At 72.3% G+C, this 16494-nt stretch carries 11 protein-coding genes; 6 read left to right on the forward strand and 5 right to left on the reverse strand.

The features are described 5' to 3' along the window. Positions 1 to 33: 33 nt before the first annotated feature. Positions 34 to 4284 (forward strand): FtsK/SpoIIIE domain-containing protein, encoded by a 4251-nt coding sequence (locus tag ACQPXD_RS14000; protein ID WP_432838415.1) that lies wholly within the window; start codon positions 34 to 36, stop codon positions 4282 to 4284. Positions 4285 to 4426: 142 nt separating this feature from the next. Here the strand turns inward: ACQPXD_RS14000 and ACQPXD_RS14005 are convergent, their stop codons facing one another. Both ACQPXD_RS14005 and ACQPXD_RS14010 read right to left on the reverse strand, forming a co-directional pair. Beyond that, positions 4427 to 4942, reverse strand: coding sequence for a hypothetical protein (locus ACQPXD_RS14005; protein ID WP_432838417.1), 516 nt, complete (start codon positions 4940 to 4942; stop codon positions 4427 to 4429). Beyond that, positions 4939 to 5226 (reverse strand): hypothetical protein, encoded by a 288-nt coding sequence (locus tag ACQPXD_RS14010; RefSeq protein WP_432838419.1) that lies wholly within the window; start codon positions 5224 to 5226, stop codon positions 4939 to 4941. Before ACQPXD_RS14010 ends, ACQPXD_RS14005 begins: the two co-directional genes overlap by 4 nt. Before the next feature lie 128 nt (positions 5227 to 5354). Here ACQPXD_RS14010 and ACQPXD_RS14015 point away from each other — a divergent pair, with 128 nt between their 5' ends. The 3 genes from ACQPXD_RS14015 to ACQPXD_RS14025 all read left to right on the forward strand — a co-directional run bounded on the left by ACQPXD_RS14015 (position 5355) and on the right by ACQPXD_RS14025 (position 9046). Next, positions 5355 to 6335 (forward strand): hypothetical protein, encoded by a 981-nt coding sequence (locus tag ACQPXD_RS14015; protein WP_432838421.1) that lies wholly within the window; start codon positions 5355 to 5357, stop codon positions 6333 to 6335. Further along, entirely contained in the window at positions 6332 to 7603 is a 1272-nt protein-coding gene (locus ACQPXD_RS14020; RefSeq protein ID WP_432838423.1) for a hypothetical protein, read from the forward strand. The genes ACQPXD_RS14015 and ACQPXD_RS14020 overlap by 4 nt, the downstream gene beginning before the upstream one ends. 96 nt (positions 7604 to 7699) lie before the next feature. Further along, positions 7700 to 9046, forward strand: a complete 1347-nt coding sequence (locus ACQPXD_RS14025; protein ID WP_432838425.1) for a ferredoxin reductase family protein — start codon at positions 7700 to 7702, stop codon at positions 9044 to 9046. A gap of 13 nt (positions 9047 to 9059) precedes the next feature. Here ACQPXD_RS14025 and ACQPXD_RS14030 read toward each other — a convergent pair whose 3' ends face one another. Both ACQPXD_RS14030 and ACQPXD_RS14035 read right to left on the reverse strand, forming a co-directional pair. Next, positions 9060 to 10289 carry an alpha/beta fold hydrolase gene (locus tag ACQPXD_RS14030; RefSeq protein WP_432838427.1) on the reverse strand — a complete coding sequence of 410 codons (1230 nt, stop codon included), beginning with the start codon at positions 10287 to 10289 and terminating at the stop codon, positions 9060 to 9062. A 22-nt stretch (positions 10290 to 10311) separates the two neighbouring features. Then, positions 10312 to 11547, reverse strand: a complete 1236-nt coding sequence (locus ACQPXD_RS14035; RefSeq protein ID WP_432838429.1) for an alpha/beta fold hydrolase — start codon at positions 11545 to 11547, stop codon at positions 10312 to 10314. 247 nt (positions 11548 to 11794) lie between these two features. Between ACQPXD_RS14035 and ACQPXD_RS14040 the strand changes: the two genes are divergently transcribed. After that, positions 11795 to 12835 carry a hypothetical protein gene (locus tag ACQPXD_RS14040; protein WP_432838431.1) on the forward strand — a complete coding sequence of 347 codons (1041 nt, stop codon included), beginning with the start codon at positions 11795 to 11797 and terminating at the stop codon, positions 12833 to 12835. An 18-nt stretch (positions 12836 to 12853) separates the two neighbouring features. Here ACQPXD_RS14040 and ACQPXD_RS14045 read toward each other — a convergent pair whose 3' ends face one another. Beyond that, on the reverse strand, positions 12854 to 14200 hold the full coding sequence (locus ACQPXD_RS14045) for an FAD-dependent oxidoreductase (protein ID WP_432838433.1): 1347 nt from the start codon (positions 14198 to 14200) through the stop codon (positions 12854 to 12856). Positions 14201 to 14482: 282 nt separating this feature from the next. Here ACQPXD_RS14045 and fadD11 point away from each other — a divergent pair, with 282 nt between their 5' ends. Then, a complete protein-coding gene (fadD11, locus tag ACQPXD_RS14050; RefSeq protein WP_432838435.1) occupies positions 14483 to 16330 on the forward strand; it encodes a fatty acid--CoA ligase FadD11 in 1848 nt (615 codons plus the stop codon). Positions 16331 to 16494 lie beyond the last annotated feature (164 nt).

A 16494-nucleotide genomic window follows, 5' to 3' on the forward strand; every position in this document is an offset into this window, starting at 1 on the left:
GGGCGTGTTCCCGTTCAGGAAAGGAAGATAGGCGTGCGACTCAATGTAAGCCTTGCGTCCGGCGCTTCGCCGTCGGCGGAGCCGCTGGTCGTCGATGTGGAACCGGGCGCGTCGGTCGGAGTGTTCGCCACGGAGCTGGCGGCCGCCGTCGGCCGCGGGCCGGGCGTGCTGTACCACGGGGTGACACCGCTCGACCCGCGGCTCTCACTGGCCGATGCCCGCATCGGTGCCGGCGCCGAGCTGGGCCTGGACCGCCCGGCCCGCCCACCGGCCGGCCGGGCCGGGGCGGTCGAGGTGCGGGTGGTCAGTGGGCCGGGAGCCGGCGGCATCGTGTTGCTGCCGCCGGGGGAGTACGAGGTGGGCAGTGCGCTCAGCTGCCGGGTGCGGTTGGCCGCCGATGCGCCGCCGGTGGCCGCCCGGCTGCTGGTCTCCGTGGATCGGACGGTCGAGGTAACTGCCGTGGCCGGTGTGGAGATGGACGGCGTGGCGCTGGACGGCACGGCCGGGTGGCTGGCGGGACGTCAGCTGGCGGTGGGTGGCAATCTGCTGGAGCTCGCGACCGGGGTCGCGGCGCGGGCCCCGGTGACGCGGGCGCCGGACGGCTTCACCTGGGAGTTCAACCGGCCGCCCCGGTTCTTTCCGCAGATCCCGGGCGGCCAGTTCCGGCTGCCAGCCGCGCCCACGAAGCCGGACAAGAATCCGGTCCCGCTGGCCACCCTGCTGCTCACGCCGGCGATCGGTGCGCTGGTCGGCATCCTGTCGACCGGCAGCTGGAAGTTCGTCTTCCTGGCGCTGGTCTCGCCGGCGGCCGCGCTGCTGACCCAGCTCGGGAGCCGCAGGGGGCGGCGGCAGGGATTCGGCGATCAGATGCAGGCCCATGAGGAAGCGCTCGGACGGGTGCGGTCCGACATCGACGCGGCCGTGCTGGAGGAGCAACGGGCCCGCCGTTACGCCTACCCCGATCCGGCGCTGATCGGGCGGATCGCCACGCTGCCCGACGAACGGCTTTGGGAGCGCCGCCGGCGCGACGACGACTTCCTGGCGCTGCGGGTCGGTTCCAGTTCCATGCCTTCCGCGGTGCGGGTGGAGGATCCGGCCCGTGACGAGCACCGCCGGATCACCGTGCCGGAGCTGGGTCAGGTGCCGGTGGCGGTGAACGTCCGCGAGAGCGGCGTGGTCGGTGTCGCGGGCGAGCGCCTGGAGCGGCTGGCCCCCTGGCTGGTGGCCCAGGCCGCGGTCCTGCACAGCCCCGACGACCTGCGGATCTGCGTGCTCACCGACCTCGGCGGGGAGCGCCGCTGGTCGTGGGTGCGCTGGCTGCCGCATGTCCGGATCGACGGCGACGAGGCATACGCCATGATCGGTACCACCGCGGATTCGGTGTCGCGACGGATCGCCGAGCTCAACCGCATGGTGGCGGCCCGCGCGGCGGCGGACCGGCCGGACGCCGATCGCTCGGGCACGACCGCCGGGGAGCCGGACGTGCTGGTCGTTTTCGACGGGGCCCGGCGGCTGCGCTCGCTGCCCGGCGCGGTCACGCTGCTGCGCGACGGTCCGGCGGTCGGCATCCATGCGCTCTGCCTGGAGCCGGAGGAGCGGCTGCTGCCCGAGGAGTGCCGGGCCGTGGTGGTGTCGGGCCCGGGCGGCGTCTCGGTGCGAACGGCCAAGGCCGCGCTGATCTCCGGCACCCGGCCGGACGAGCCCGAGACCGGCTGGTACGAGCGGATGGCCCGGGGACTGGCACCGCTGGGCGCCGCCGGCGACGGCGACGACGCGGTGCTGCCGCCGTCGGCGCGCCTGCTCGACGTACTCAAGCTGGAACCTCCAACCCCCGAGGGCATCGAGGCCGGCTGGTCGGTCCGGCCGCGCAGCACCGAGGCGGTGCTCGGGGTGGGCCTGGACGGCGCGTTCTCGATCGATCTGGTCCGCGACGGTCCGCACGCCCTCATCGCCGGCACGACCGGCTCGGGCAAGTCGGAACTGCTGCAGACGCTGGTGGCGACGCTGGCGGTGGCGAACCGGCCGGACGAGATGACCTTCGTGCTGGTCGACTACAAGGGCGGCAGCGCGTTCGCCGAATGCGCCGACCTGCCGCACACCGTCGGCATGGTGACGGACCTGGACACCCACCTGGTGGAGCGGGCGCTGACCTCGCTCGGTGCGGAGCTCAGGCGGCGCGAGCACGCGCTGGCCCAGGCCGGTGCCTCGGACATCGTCCGCTACCAGGAGCGCCGGGCGCGGGACGCGGGCATGCCGCCGATGCCGCGGCTGGTGCTCGTGATCGACGAGTTCGCGTCGTCCGGGGCGGTGACCGCCGACATCCGGGCGAACACCAACCTGCGGATCGCGCTGCGCACCACGGACCAGGGCGAGAGCCGTGACATCATCGACGCGCCCGATGCGGGCGAGCTGTCGCCGCGCACGCCGGGACGGGCGTTCGCACGGCTCGGGTACGCCGCCCTGCTGCCGTTCCAGGCGGGCCGAATCGGCGGGAAGCGGCCCGTGCTCGGCGAGCGGGCCGACGAGGTCCGCATCGAGGTGGCCGCGGTGGAGTGGGGCCGGCTCGGGGAGCCGGTCCCGGTGCGCCGGGCCGCCGCGGGTCCGGCCGGCCCGGCCGGCACCGACCTGCGCGAGCTGGTCGGCGCGATCGTCGCGGCGGCCGGGCGGGTCGGCGTGCCGCGCCAGCCGAGTCCCTGGCTGGAGCCGCTGGCCGACGTGACACAGTGGACGGACCTGCCCCAGCCGCCGCCGGCGACGGTCGCCGGCAACCTGGGCCCGGTCGCCTACGGCATGGTGGATCTGCCGGCCGTGCAGAGCCGCGAGCCGCTGCTGTTCGATGTGGATCGCACCGGCCACGCCTTCTTCGTCGGCTCCAGCCGGAGCGGACGTTCGCAGGCTTTGCGCACCTTGGCGGGCGCGCTGGCGGTCCGGCACTCCACCGCCGATCTGCATCTGTACGCGATCGACTGCGGCAACGGGGCTCTGCTGCCGCTGGCCGGCCTGCCGCACTGCGGTGCCGTGGTGGACCGGTCGCAGACCGAGCGGCTGGACCGCATGCTCAGCTGGTTCGACACCGAGCTGACCCGCCGGCAGTCGCTGTTCGGCGAGCAGGGCGTGGCCGACCTGCCGGAGCAGCGCCGCGGTGCCCCGGCACAGCGCCGTCTGCCGCACCTGATGCTGCTGGTCGACCGGTTCGAGGTGTTCGAGCGGGAGTACGCCACCTTCGACAACGGCAGCTATCTGGAACGGCTGGTCCGGCTGCTGCGCGACGGCGTCGGCGTCGGCGTCCACGTGCTGCTGGCCGGTGACAAGGTGCTCGGCTCCGGCCGGTTCGCCGGGGCGACCGAGGAGAAGCTGGTGCTGCGGCTCAACGATCGCACCGACTACTCCCTGCTCGGCCTCAACCTGAAGGACGTACCGCCGGACCAGCCACCGGGACGCGCGATCCGGCTCGCCGACAGCGCCGAGGTGCAGATCGCCGTGCTGGGGCCGGACGTCTCCGGTCAGGGGCAGGCCGCGGCGCTCGCCGAGGGGGCGAGGCAGATCAGCGACCGCGACGCCGGCTTGCCGGCGCACGCCCGGCCCCGCCGGTTCGCCGCGCTGCCCGACCTGATCAGCTACCGCGAGGCGCGCGAGCTGGCGGCCGGGGGCGGCCGGGCGCTGACCGCGTTCGTCGGGGTCGGCGGCGACGAGGTGGTCCCGCTGGGTCCGGACCTGGCTGAGATCCCGACGTTCGCGATCGGGGGCCCGCCCCGGTCCGGCCGCAGCACCGCGCTGCTGACCGTGGCCCGGTCGCTGCTGGAGCGGGGCACCGGTCTGCTCGTGGTGGCCCCGCGGCGGTCTCCGCTGCGCGAGCTGGCCGGACAGCCGGGTGTCGGGGCGGTGGTGGAGGACGCCGGCATCGCCCGGGCGGACTTCCGCAAGCTGCTGCAGAGCATCCCGGAGGAGACCGGCGCGGTGGTGATCGACGACGCCGAGCTGCTCGCCCAGTCGGACATCGACGGCGACCTGAACACGCTGGCCCGGGGCGCGGCCGGCAACGGCTGGGGCGTGGTGGTGGCCGGCAACGCCGAAGCGCTCAGCCTCGGCATGGCGGGCTGGCTGACACAGATCAAGCGCAACCGGTCTGGCCTGCTCATCGCGCCGCAGAGCATCACCGACGGCGAGCTGATCGGGATACGCATCCCGCGGGGGATCGTGGGGCAGGCCGCCCAGCCGGGGCGTGCCTATCTGCACCTCGGCGACGGCGTGCTGACGGCCGTGCAGGTCCCGCGGGCGGACTGACGACCGAGGCCCGGGGGTGCCATGCGGTACCCCCGGGCTCGGCTTCGCCGCACGGGCTACGCGACGAACCGGAACGTGCCGGTGATCGTGTCGAAGAGCTCGTACAGCTCTGCGGCGAGCGGCAGGTTGGGGCTCATGCCCGTCACCACCAGGTACGACCCGGGCTGCGCCGGAATCGGAATGATCGTGTGCACGGCGACGACGACCGCGGAGTGCCCTCGGCGAGCTCGACGATCTCCGTGCCGGTGATCCGGGCCACGCTGCCGATCCCGGGCAGACGCACCGCACTGAGGGTGCGGTCGCCGTAACCGGTGGCGCCAGCCGGGCGGGACACCTGTTCGGCGATGTCGGCCGCGGAGAGGCTCTGCCCCTCGGGCACGGTCACGCCGAACACCGCCACGAAGGCCATCAGTAGGCCGTCGCCGTCGCGGGCGATCAGTCCGGCTGCGGAGACGGCGCCGCGCTGCCGAGCCGAGCGCAGCAGCCGGCGGGCCTGGCGGATCGCGTCGTCGGCGGCCAGCCGCTGCTCGGGAGTGGCCGCCGCCGCGCGCAGCTCGGCCCGCTGTCTGGTGAAGTCCTGCCGGGCCAGGTCGTAGTCGATCCAGCCCTCCGGTACATCGAGGAGAAACGATCCTGGAGCGTGCGCCTGCGTGGTCATCGACCGCCTCCCAGGCTGTCGCCGCTCTGGTTGTCGACGTCGGTGAACGTGCTGAGGATCATGTCGATCGCCTCCAGGATGTCGTCGCACTCCTGGCGCAACTGCTTGCGGCCCGAGTCCCACCTGTCCTCGAAGTGCTCCGCCGCGTCGCGCACCGGGCTACCCACCACCTGGTTGAAGTCCGCCGAGCTGCGCTTCACGCTGATGTGCTGCAGCACCCGCCGCATGGAGTCGGCCGCGTCCTGCAGGTCGGCTCCGGGGACCACAATGTCTGATCTCGCCATGGGTCCATCACGACCGAACCCGGGATTCGGTTCGGCGGCTATGACACGGCCCATGTTCATCGAACCGGATCGGCGGCTCGATCGTGCAGAAGGCGTCTGTAGAACCGAACACCTCTGGAGGTGCCATCGTGGCCGTGTTCTCGGCCCGCACCCTGGCCGTCCCGCTGGCCGCCGCGGCCGTGCTCGCCATGGCCGCCTGCGGCAGCCAGGCCCCCGCCGCGCCCGTCCCGTCGGCCCCGGCCGGCGGCGAGATCCAGCTGGTCGACGCCCCGGCGAAGACCGCCGGCCTCACCGGCGACGGCCGCGGCGACGCGTCCGCCGCTCCGGCCGCCTCGTCCGCGCCGGCCACCGGCGCCGCGGAACCGGCGGCGAAGTGGGTCCAGCTGTCCGCCAACACGGCGGCAATCGGCGCGACGGTGACCGACGTGCGCGGGTTCACCCTCTACCGCTTCGCCAAGGACTCGCCCGATCCGGCCACCACGAAGTGCACCGGTGTATGTGCGCAGAGCTGGCCGCCGGTGCTGATCCGGCCGGGCGGCCGGGTCTTCGTCGACGGCCTCGACGCGGCCAAGGTCGGCGCGGTCCGCCGGCCCGACGGCGGTGTGCAGGTCACCATCGCCGGCTGGCCCGCCTACCGCTCCGCCGACGACACCGTGCCCGGCGACGTCAACGGCCAGGGCGTCGACGACGCCTGGTTCGCCTTCACGCCCGCGGGCGAGGCGAACCCCGCGCTGATCGCCGCCGTCGCCGCCGAGCCTGCCGCTGCGGACAGCACCGAGGCGCTCACCGCCAAGCAGACCGGCGACGGCGCGATCATCGTCGACGACGAGGGCGCGACCCTCTACGTGAGCGCGCAGGACGGCACCGATCCACCGGCCAGCAAGTGTGCCGACGCCTGCGCCGCGCTGTGGCGGCCGGTGATCGCCAAGACCGGCGGCAAGGTGAAGCTCAACGGCATCGACGAGCAACGGGTCTGGTGGCTCAGCCGCAAGGACGGCACCAAGCAGGTGGCGCTGGACGGAGCGCCGCTCTACCGCAACGCCGCGGATAAGAGCACCGACACGGTCATCGCCAGCGCCGCCCAGCAGGGTTGGAGCCCGGCCCGATGATCCGACGACTCTTCCTGCTGGCCATCGGGTCGGCGGTGGCCGCCCTGATCCCCACATACCCCGCGGTCGCCGCGCCGGACGATGTTGTGAAGGTGGCTGTGGTACGCCCGCCGGAACAGAACGGCGGGCGCCCGGACTCTCTGGATCAGATCGCTCAGCGGACCCTCGGCGACGCCGGCCGGGCCACCGAGATCCTGAATCTCAACCGGGGCCGGCCGCAGAGCGACGGCGGCGCACTCGGCGACGACGGCGCGGTGCGCCCCGGCTGGATCCTCCAACTCCCCGACGACGCCGACGGGCCGGACGTGCGCCTGGGCCGGATCGGATCGGCGGCGGTGCCCGCCAAGCCCTTCTTCACGTGGAAGGTCGTGCTCGCCTTGATCGGCGCCGTGATTCTGGCGCTGATCACCGCCCTGATGGTGTTCCGCCGCCGGATCGTGCGGGCGGCGCGCGAGCGGTTCCGCACGTCGGCGGAGAGCGCCCGGCTGCGTCGCCGCATCCAGCTGGGCGCGCGGATGAGGGTACGGCTGGCGGCCGAGTTCGCTGCAGACCGGGCCGGTCCGGTCCTGGCCTCCCGAGCCGCCGCCGAGTTGGCGGCGGATCGGGTCGAGGCGTACGCCCTCCAGCTCGGACCGCAGCAGGTAACGGCATGGGTGGCCGCGGACCATGTCCCGCAGGCGCCGTGGCGGGCGGTTTCGGACGAGGTCTGGACGCGTCCGGCCGCTGCGGGTGGTGGCGCCGTGCCGTCCGGGGCCGTCGCGCCGTGCCTGGTCCGGGCGGGCGGCGACGAGCAGGGCGTCGTGTACGTCGATCTCACCTGGCTGGACGGTGTGCTCGCGATCGAGGGCGACACCCAGGTCGCCGCCGATCTTCTCGGGTGGATGATTGGCGACGTGACTCGGTTCCGGCCCGACCTGTTCGTGGTGTCGGTGCCGGGCCGTCACGGCGAACCGGCGGGTGTCCCGCCGGAGGCGATCCGTCTGCGGTCGGCGACGGACCTGCGCCTGCCCGGCCCCGCAGCCGAGGGCGACGACGGCATCGTGCGGCTGGCGGCTCGCCGCCGTGCGCTCGCCGGGTTGGTCGTGGTCGCCGACCGATCGGACTCGGAGGAGGCGGCACATCTGCTCGCCGCCTGCGGCCCCGGAAGCGGGCAGGTAGCCCTGGTCCTCGGCGACGTCCCGGGCGCGCACTGGCGCTGGACCGCCCACGCCGACGGTTCGGTGAGCATTCCGGCGTTCGGCATCACCGTGACGGCGCCCAGCCGGTAGCCGAGCCGCCGCGCAGCCCGGGCGGCACATGCGGCCCGGGCTGCGCGCGGGTTCCGCGCCGTCCTTGACCAGAAAACCGACCACCAGGAGACCGGAATGACTGTCATCGCGCCGCCCGCCCAACCGACCAGACTCCACCCCGCGCGGGTCGCACGCATCGTGACCTGGGCCTTTCTGATCACCAATGTCGTCATCATCCATGTGATGTACTTCTCGGTCAGCCGCCCGGCGCACAATGTCATCGGCGCCACCGGCCGTCTGCTCGGCCTGTACCTGGCCTTCATGATGGCCCTACAACTGCTGCTCGTCGCCCGGCTGCCGCTGCTGGATCGCGGGTTCGGCATGGACCACCTGACGGCGTGGCACCGCTGGACGGGGTTCTCGATCTTCTGGCTGGCCGTGCTGCACCCGATCTTCGTGCTGCTCGGCTTCGCCCGCTACGACCGGATCTCATTCCTGGCGGAGACGACGAACTTCTCCAAGCAGCTGCCGGTCCTGCTGGGCATGATCGCCGTCGGCCTGATCATCGTGGTCGTGGCGCTCTCGGTGCGGGCCGCCCGCAGGCGCCTGCCGTATGAAGCGTGGCACACCGTACACCTGCTGCTCTACGTGGTGGTTGTCCTCGGCGTCGTGCACCAGGTGTACGAGGGCACCGCGTTCAAGATCAATATCTGGACCCAGGTGTACTGGTGGGGGCTGTGGGCGTTCGCGATCGGCGCGCTGCTCACCGGGCGCCTGTTCCTGCCCCTGGTGCGCAACGCCCGCCATCGGCTGCGGGTCGCCGCGGTGGTCCCCGAATCGGAGGATGCGGTCTCGGTGTACGTCACCGGCCGGGACGTGCACCTGCTGCCCGCCCGGGCCGGGCAGTTCTTCCTGTGGCGCTTCCCCGGATACAACCCGTGGTGGCAGGTCAACCCGTTCTCGCTGTCGGCCGCCCCGAACGACCGCTTCCTGCGGCTGACGGCCAAGGGCGTCGGCGCCACCAGCCGGGGACTTCGTCAGCTGCCGGTCGGCACCCGGGTGTTCGTCGAGGGACCCTACGGCGCCTTGACCGCGTCCCAGCGGGTCCGGTCCGCGACGGTCCTGATCGCCGGCGGGATCGGTGTCACCCCGATCCGCTCGCTGCTCGAGGACCCTGACCTCACGGATGTGGTTGTCCTCTACCGGGTCCGCAACGCGGGCGAAGCCGTCCTGGGCGGGGAGTTGCTGAACCTGGCCCGGACCCGCGGCGCCCGGCTGCACCTGCTCAGCGGCCGGACCGGGCCGGGCAACCAGCCGTTCGCCCCCGAGAGCCTGGCCGCGCTCGTGCCGGACATCGTCGAGCGTGACGTCTTCATCTGCGGCCCGGCCGCCCTCACCGTGGCCGTGTTGGACGCCCTGCGCCGGCTCGGGGTTCCCAAGCGCCAGGTCCACGCGGAACTCTTCCGGCTGGCCGGCGGCTGACCGGCGGGCAGACTCATCGCTCGGCCAGAAAGGCGTCGATATGCGACAGGAACTCGGGCCAGGCCGGTTCGGCGGCGGTCAGCAGATGGTTGCGACTGTCGAGCATGACCAGCCGGCTGTCGGGAATCAGCGCGGCCAGCTCGCTGGCTTGCGCCGCCGGGACCCGCGCGTCGTCACGGGAGTGCAGGATCAGCGTCGGGCAGCTCACTCGGTGGGCGACGGCCGACACGTCGATCCGCGCGAACTCCTCCAGGAACCGCACCCCGTTGGCCGAGGAGGTCGTCTGCCGCTGGAACGCGATGAAGTCCTCCCACTCCTGCGGTGTGCCGTCGGGCAGGAACTGGGAGGCGAAGACCTGCAGGAATCTGGCGTCCTGGTGACTCCACCCGACCCTGGCCACCTCAAGGTCGAGGGCCGCCGCGTGGCGCTCGGCGTCGTCACGGGCCCGCACCTCGCGTCCCCGGGCGTACGCCCCGGCGAGGATCAACCGGCTGACCCGTTCGGGGCGGCGCGCGGCGTACGCGATCGCCACCGCGCCGCCCTGCGACACGCCGAGCAACGGGAACCGGTCGAGGCCCGCGGCGTCGACCACCGTCTCCAGGTCGTCGACCCAGTCGTCGAAGGAGAAGCTGGGTACGGTCCAGTCCGACAGGCCACAGCCCCGCTCGTCGTACCGGATGAGCCGGCGGTCGCGGGCGAGGCCGGTCAGCCAGTGCGACCACACCGGTGTCGTCCACTCCAGGTCGAGGTGCGACATCCAGTTGGCCGCCTTCAACAGCGGCTCGCCGGTGCCGACGGTGGCGTAGGCGATGCGGGTGCCGTCGTCGGCCCGGCAGTACCGGATGACCTGACGATCGGTGCCGATGGGTGTCACCGCCCGCGCGGTGCCCGACCCCCGCCCGATGCCGTCCGGCGAGCCGGAACGGACCACCGTGACCGAGGCCACGAACTGGTAGCCGCGCCGGTGCACGGTACGGATCACGCCTTGGCTGCCACCGGTGTCCCCGACGGCAAGACGCGCGGTCCGCAGCGCCGTGGTCAGCGCGGCCTCGCTGACGAACCGGTCGCCCCACACCAAGTCCAGCAGCTCGTTCTTCGGCACCACCCGGTCGCGATGGGTCACCAGATGACAGAGCAGGTCGAAGGCCCGTGGCTCGACGTGGATCGACTCGCTGCCCCGGCGCAGCAGGTGACCGGCGGTGTCCAGCTCGTACTCACCGAAACGGTACGTCTCACCAGTCATCGACGTAGCCTAATCTCCGGTGCTACTCGGCTAGGAAGGCGTACAACTCGGCCAGGAACGCGGGCCATGCCGGCTCCTCGGGGGTCAGCAGATGGTTGCGGCCGTCGAAGATGACCAGCCTGCTGTCCGGGATGAGGTCGGCCAGCTCTGCCGCCTCCGAGACCGGAATCCGCGGGTCGTCGCGCGAATGTGTGATCAGCGTTGGGCAGGCGACCTGGCGGGCGAGGTCCGCGACGTCTAGGCGGGACTGCGCCTCCAGGAACTTGGCCCCGCTGGCCGCCGGGACCGCCCGCTTCTGGTAGCTGTTGAGCTCGTCCCAGCGCTGCGGTGGGCTCTCGGCGAAGAACTGGGCGGTGAGGAACCGCTGGAAGCTGTGGTTGTGCGCGTTCCACCCGGCCAGCGAGAGCCTCAGATCGAGGTTCGCCTCCTCGCGCTCGGCCGCGTCGCGCGCCCGGGCCAGCCGGCCGCGGGCGTAGGCCGCGTTGAGGATCAGTCGGCTGACCCGCTCGGGCCGGCGCGCGGCATACGCGACCGCCAGCGGGCCACCCTGGGAGACACCGAGCAGCGGAAAACGATCGAGCCCCGCCGCGTCGGCCACGGCGTCCAGGTCCTCGATCCACTCGTCGAGGGTGAAGCTCGACCTCGGATCGGACAGACCACTGCCCCGCTCGTCATAGCGGATCAGCCGTCGGCCCCGGGTCAGCCCTTCGAACCAGTGGGCGAACAGGGGCGTGGTGCGCTCCAGGTCCATCCGGCTGAGCCAGTTGGCGGTCTTGACCAGTGGGGGACCGGTCCCCGTGGCGGCCCAGGCGATGCGCGTGCCGTCCGCCGTCCGGCAGAACCGGATCATGTCGCGCGAGCCGGCATTCGTGTCGCCGGCGGTCCCCCCGGCCGGCGTGACGGCCGTGGTCGGCTCCGCTGCCGGGCCCGATCCGGTGGGTGCGGTCGTCGTCGGAGCGACGAACTGGTAACCGCGCCGATGCACGGTGCGGATGAACTGCTGCTCCCGACCGCTGTCCCCGATCGCCAGCCGAACGGTACGCAGTCCGGTGGCGAGAGCGGCATCCGTGGCCGGCTCACCGTTCCAGACCGCGTCGATGAGTTCCTGCCGCGGGACCACCCGGTCACGGTGCTCCACCAGATAGCACAGCAGGGCGAAGGCCCGAGGCTCCACGGAGACGGGGCGCGCATCCTGACGGAGCCGGCGGCCTGCCGGATCTAGCTCGAACTGTCCGAAGTAGTAGATTGTCGAGCTCACCGACGCAGTGTATCGACTCGAGGCCCGGCGGTGGCGAGCCTCTTGCACAGGGCAAACGATGCCGTGTGCATATCCACCCGGTGGGCCGCATTCCGGAGGTCGACAGCGACCTGGTGGAAGCGGCGAACCCTGGGCCTGGGGCATGAGGAAGCGTCGCTCAGATCTGCGCGTGCGACCCTCAGAGCTTCCCCAAGCCCGGTGCGGCCGACGACGTCACGATGGGCGTGTGGCAGGGGAGGGAGATACGGTGAGCATTCGGCAGGCTCGATTGTCGGCCGAGGTCGACGTCCGGCATGCGACGACCGGCGATGCGGACGGCATCGTCGCACTGTTCGATCGGGTGTACCACGGCGGGTACCACATGCCGGAGTGTGCCGATGCGGCCCTGGTCCGGCGTACGGTGGCCAGCGGGGACCACGTCTGGGTGCTCGCGCTGGCGGCCGGCGCTGTCGTCGGGTCCGTCATGGCCAGGCATGACCCCGGCAACGGCAGCTACGAACTGGGCCGCGCGGCCATCGACCAGGAATACCGGGGACGGGCCGACGTCGGGGCCGCGCTGGACGTGCTGTTGCGCGACACGGTCCGCAGGCCGGATTGCGAGCTGCTCTACGGCAACGTGCGCTCGGAGCGGGCGCGCCGCAAGTTCGGCGGGGACCCGATGGGGTGGGCCTGGACCGGCGCCGACGGCGGGATGCACGTGCTGCACGGCGAACGCGAGGAGCACCTGTTCGGCATGGCCTTCAACCCAGAACGGCCGGTGACCAGGATCGTGCCGCACCGGTCGGTGCTGCTGCCGGGCAGTGCCGTGTCGTCCGCGATCGAGCGGCTGCGATCGGTCGTGCGCACCGGTGCTTATCCCGTGCGGATCTGCGCGCCGGGCGCGAGCGGGCACAGCCACGAGTCCGGCAACGGGCGGGTGGCGTTCTCGGTGTTTGAGCCCAGCCGCGCCGCGATCGTCACCGCCGTCGAGGCCGACACCCCGGGCGACGTCCGGCGCCTGCTGTGGGAACTCGTCGAGGGCGCGGCGCCGTCGAAAGTCGAACACTGCACAGTGCACGTGCTCGCCGACAAGCTACCGCTGATCGAGGAACTCTGCCGCCCTGACCACGCGGATTCGGCACGGCGGTTCGCGGTGCGCGGATACCTGCCCGGCTGGTACAAGGACGGCGCGTCGCGGTACGACTGCGTGACTCTGACCGCGCACGCCGGCGAGCAGATCCCGAACCGGTTCGGCCTCGATGCGCTGATCGAGGGCGTGTACCGCAGTTTTCCCTCGAGGCTGCGCTGATCGGGAGATCTGCGGGCGTCACTCCCTGTTCGCGGCAATGGTCGCGACGGCCGCCGAACGGCGGGCGGCCAGCAGTACCCGCACGACCATGGCAGGGGTGAACAGCGATGCCGGCCGTGCCAGCAGATGCTGCACCCGCAGCATTCGCCGCGACACCGGCACGGAGGTGTGGCAGGCCAGCAACACCTTGCGGAGGTATCGGTTCAGCAAGTCGGTGCCGGGGGGCTTGGGCCCGGTGGTTCTCGGGTCGGCGAAGTCGCACCTGCTGGCGATCCGCCACGGCACGTCGACCGCTCTGGCGGCGCGTCGATAGAACACACGGGGCAGCGCCGAAGAGGTCAGACCGTAGCGCGCGACGGTCCGGTCCAGTACCCGGGCCTGCAGAGCGGCCGACGACATCCCCTGCGCATGGACCGGATTGAGGCTGCAGATGGCGTCGCCGAGCACGACGAACCCCGGTGGCGTCCGGCGCAGCCGTTCCACGTGACGGCGCTGGCTGGAAGGCAACCGGTGGGTCAGCGCCGGCGTGAGCGTGCCGGCCCGGTCCAGGATGTCGGCGATGAGCGGCGACGGGAGTGAGCGGGCGAAGTCCTCGTACTCGGCGGGCTCGGTCGGAGGCACGTCGCCGTGGTAGGAACCGACCGTGACCATCCACCGGTCGCCCTCTGCGGGCAGCGCCATGCCGAGCCGGTGTCCTTGAGCCGGATCGTCGATCACGACGGCAAGCGCGCCGCAGAGGTCGTCCGGCCGCCGCGGCCCGACCCGGGTGGCATAGGCCACGTCGATGTGTACCGCCGAGACTTCGGGCGCCGGAAATCCCGCGCCGGCCAACTGGTCCAGGAAGCGGGTGTTGCGGCCCGAGCAGGCGACCACCAGATCGGCTCGGTGCTGCGCGCCGTCGACCGTGACCCCGACCACCCGGCCAAGCTCCAGGATCAGCCCGTCCACGGGCGTGTCATCGGCGACCGACACGTTTGACCGCTCCCGCAGCAGCCGCCCGCGGATGGTGCTCTCGAGCAGGGCTCGGCTCATCGACAGCGCGAGGAAGCCGAGATCGGTCGGTGCCCGATAGGCGCCGGCCTGATGCCATACCAGTTCCCCGGCGTCGATCGGCACCGCGCCTTTCGCGCGAAGCTCGTCGGTCAGTCCTGGGAACCAGCCGTCCAGCAGTCGCTGACCGGCGGCCAGCAGCGCATGGGCGTGGCGGCCCTGCGGGACACCCCGGCGGGTGGCCGCGTCCTCGGGCAGGCGATCCCGCTCCAGGATCGTCACCCGGTCGACATGGCCACTCAAGACCCGGGCGGTCAGCAGGCCGGCCATCCCCGCGCCGATGACTATCGCGCTGGTGCCCTGACGCTTGCTCATCCTCGTCCATCCCCCGATGCGGAAACCGGACCACGCGGATCTGATCGTCCGATCGTCGATTCCGTCCCCGGCCGCCGCTTGGTGAACTTCTGAGCGATTGCTGCGGGAGGACTGAGCACGCGCCTCGTTCGACGCGGGGGACGGGCACGACGTTCGGCGGGCCTCAGCCTTTCCTCAGCGCATCCTCATTCCTCGACCAAGTGCCGGGCTTGTGGAAACCCCAGTATCGAATGGTCCCGGTCCATGCCGGACCGGGGGCCGAATCGGAGGATTGGATCGAACATGAGCACGCGCAGCGGCCAGGACCCGGTGCAGGGCCGGCCCACGACGTACTGTGAGGCGTTTCAGCGGATCGCGGCGGTGGATCCCGATGCGATCGCGCTGCGTACGGTCGGGGGTGGGCAGACCGTGACGTGGCGGCAGTACGCGGATGAGGTCCGTGGGGTGGCCGCCGGGCTGAGCGCGCTGGGCGTCGGGCGGAGCGACACCGTGGCGCTGATGATGGCCAACCGGCTGGAGTTCTACCCGCTGGAGGTTGGTGCCCAGCACGTGGGCGCCACGTCGTTCTCGGTGTACAACACGCTGGCCGCCGAGCAGCTGGCCCAGGTGCTCGGCAACGCCGGCGCGAAGGTCGTGATGTGCGAGGCGCAATACGTCGAGCGGATCCGCGGCTGCGGTGCCCCGGTTCAGCAGCTGGTGTGCGTCGACGGCCGGCCCGAGGGCACGATCACGGTCGACGAGCTGATCGCGGGCGGTTCGCCGGACTTCGATTTCGACGCGGCGTGGCGGGCCGTGCGGCCGGACGACGTGCTGACGCTCATCTACACCTCGGGGACGACCGGCGAGCCCAAGGGTGTCGAGATGACCCACGAGAACCTGCTGTTCGAGCTGTACGCGCTCGGCGAGGTGCTGCCGGTGGAGTTCGGCGACCGGACCACGTCGTTCCTGCCGTCGGCCCACATCGCCGACCGGGTGGCCGCGCTGTACTTCCAGGAGACGATGGGCACGCAGATCACCGTCGTCCCCGACGCACGCCAGATCTCGGCGGCGCTGGCCGACTGCCGACCCGCGATCTGGGCGTCCGTGCCCCGCGTGTGGGAGAAGCTCAGGGCCGGCGTTCTCGCCGCTGTGGCGGCGGAGCCGGACGACGCCCGGCGGCAGGGCACGCAGTGGGCGCTGGGCGTCGCCGCGCGCACGGCCGCGGCCGGCCTGTCCGGTTCGCCGTTGCCGGCGGAGCTGGCCGCCGAATATGCCAAGGCCGACGAGTTGGTGCTCTCCGCGCTGCGTGCCAGGCTGGGGCTGGACCGGCTGCGGTGGGCGGTCTCCGGCGCTGCGCCGATCCCGAAGGAGGTCCTGGCCTTCTTCCGCGGGCTGGGCGTGCCGATCACCGAGGTCTGGGGCATGTCCGAGCTGAGCTGCGTCGCTACGGTGGTGTCGCCGGCCGAGCACCGGCTGGGCACGGTCGGCCGGCTGCTGCCCGGCATGGAAGGCCACATCGCCGATGACGGCGAGCTGTTGGTGCGAGGGCCGCTGGTGATGAGGGGCTACCGCAAGGAGCCGGGCAAGACCGCCGAGGCGATCGACGCCGACGGCTGGCTGCATACCGGCGACGTGATGACCATGGACGAGGACGGGTACCTCACCATCGTCGACCGTAAGAAGGAACTCATCATCAACGCCGCCGGCAAGAACATGTCACCGGCGCACATCGAGAACGTCATGAAGGCCGCGTGCCCGCTGATCGGCGGCATCGCGACCATCGGCGACCGGCGGCCGTACAACACCGCGCTCGCCGTCCTCGATGCCGAGGCCGCGGCCGCCTACGCCGCCCGGCACGGACTCCCGGACGCCTCGGCGGCAACGCTCGCGGCCGACGCCGGCGTGGTGGACCGGATCAGCGCGGGGATCGCCGCGGGCAACGCCCGGCTGTCCCGGACCGAGCAGATCAAGCGGTTCCGGATCCTGCCGACCTTCTGGGAGCCGGGCGGGGACGAGCTCACGCTGACGTCCAAGCTGCGCCGCAAGCCGGTCGCGCAGAAGTACGCCACCGAGATCGAGGCGCTCTATGCCCGCACACCGGCTGCGGGCGTCCTCGAGCCCCGGGCCGTGGTGGCGCCACTGCCTGCCTGACCGGACCGCCGGGCGCAGGGCATTTCAGGCGGTGACCCTGTCGTGGGCGATCTGCCATGCCTGGGAGCCGCCGATGAGGTCGGAGACGTCGTCGCCGCCGGCTCGGCGCGGCAGGCCGGCGGCGACGAGCGGTAGCCGCCGGCGCAGTGCACGACCACCGGGCG

It is taken from the genome of Dactylosporangium sp. CA-092794, assembly GCF_050948465.1.
Lineage (GTDB): Bacteria > Actinomycetota > Actinomycetes > Mycobacteriales > Micromonosporaceae > Dactylosporangium.

What these genes read in the sequence shown, in the direction of transcription:
- ACQPXD_RS14045 (WP_432838433.1), bottom strand. Translation starts at nt 14,200, where the DNA reads ATGAGCAAGCGTCAGGGCACCAGCGCGATAGTCATCGGCGCGGGGATG.
- fadD11 (WP_432838435.1), top strand. Translation starts at nt 14,483, where the DNA reads ATGAGCACGCGCAGCGGCCAGGACCCGGTGCAGGGCCGGCCCACGACG.
- ACQPXD_RS14025 (WP_432838425.1), top strand. Translation starts at nt 7,700, where the DNA reads ATGACTGTCATCGCGCCGCCCGCCCAACCGACCAGACTCCACCCCGCG.
- ACQPXD_RS14030 (WP_432838427.1), bottom strand. Translation starts at nt 10,289, where the DNA reads ATGACTGGTGAGACGTACCGTTTCGGTGAGTACGAGCTGGACACCGCC.
- ACQPXD_RS14010 (WP_432838419.1), bottom strand. Translation starts at nt 5,226, where the DNA reads ATGGCGAGATCAGACATTGTGGTCCCCGGAGCCGACCTGCAGGACGCG.
- ACQPXD_RS14020 (WP_432838423.1), top strand. Translation starts at nt 6,332, where the DNA reads ATGATCCGACGACTCTTCCTGCTGGCCATCGGGTCGGCGGTGGCCGCC.
- ACQPXD_RS14005 (WP_432838417.1), bottom strand. Translation starts at nt 4,942, where the DNA reads ATGACCACGCAGGCGCACGCTCCAGGATCGTTTCTCCTCGATGTACCG.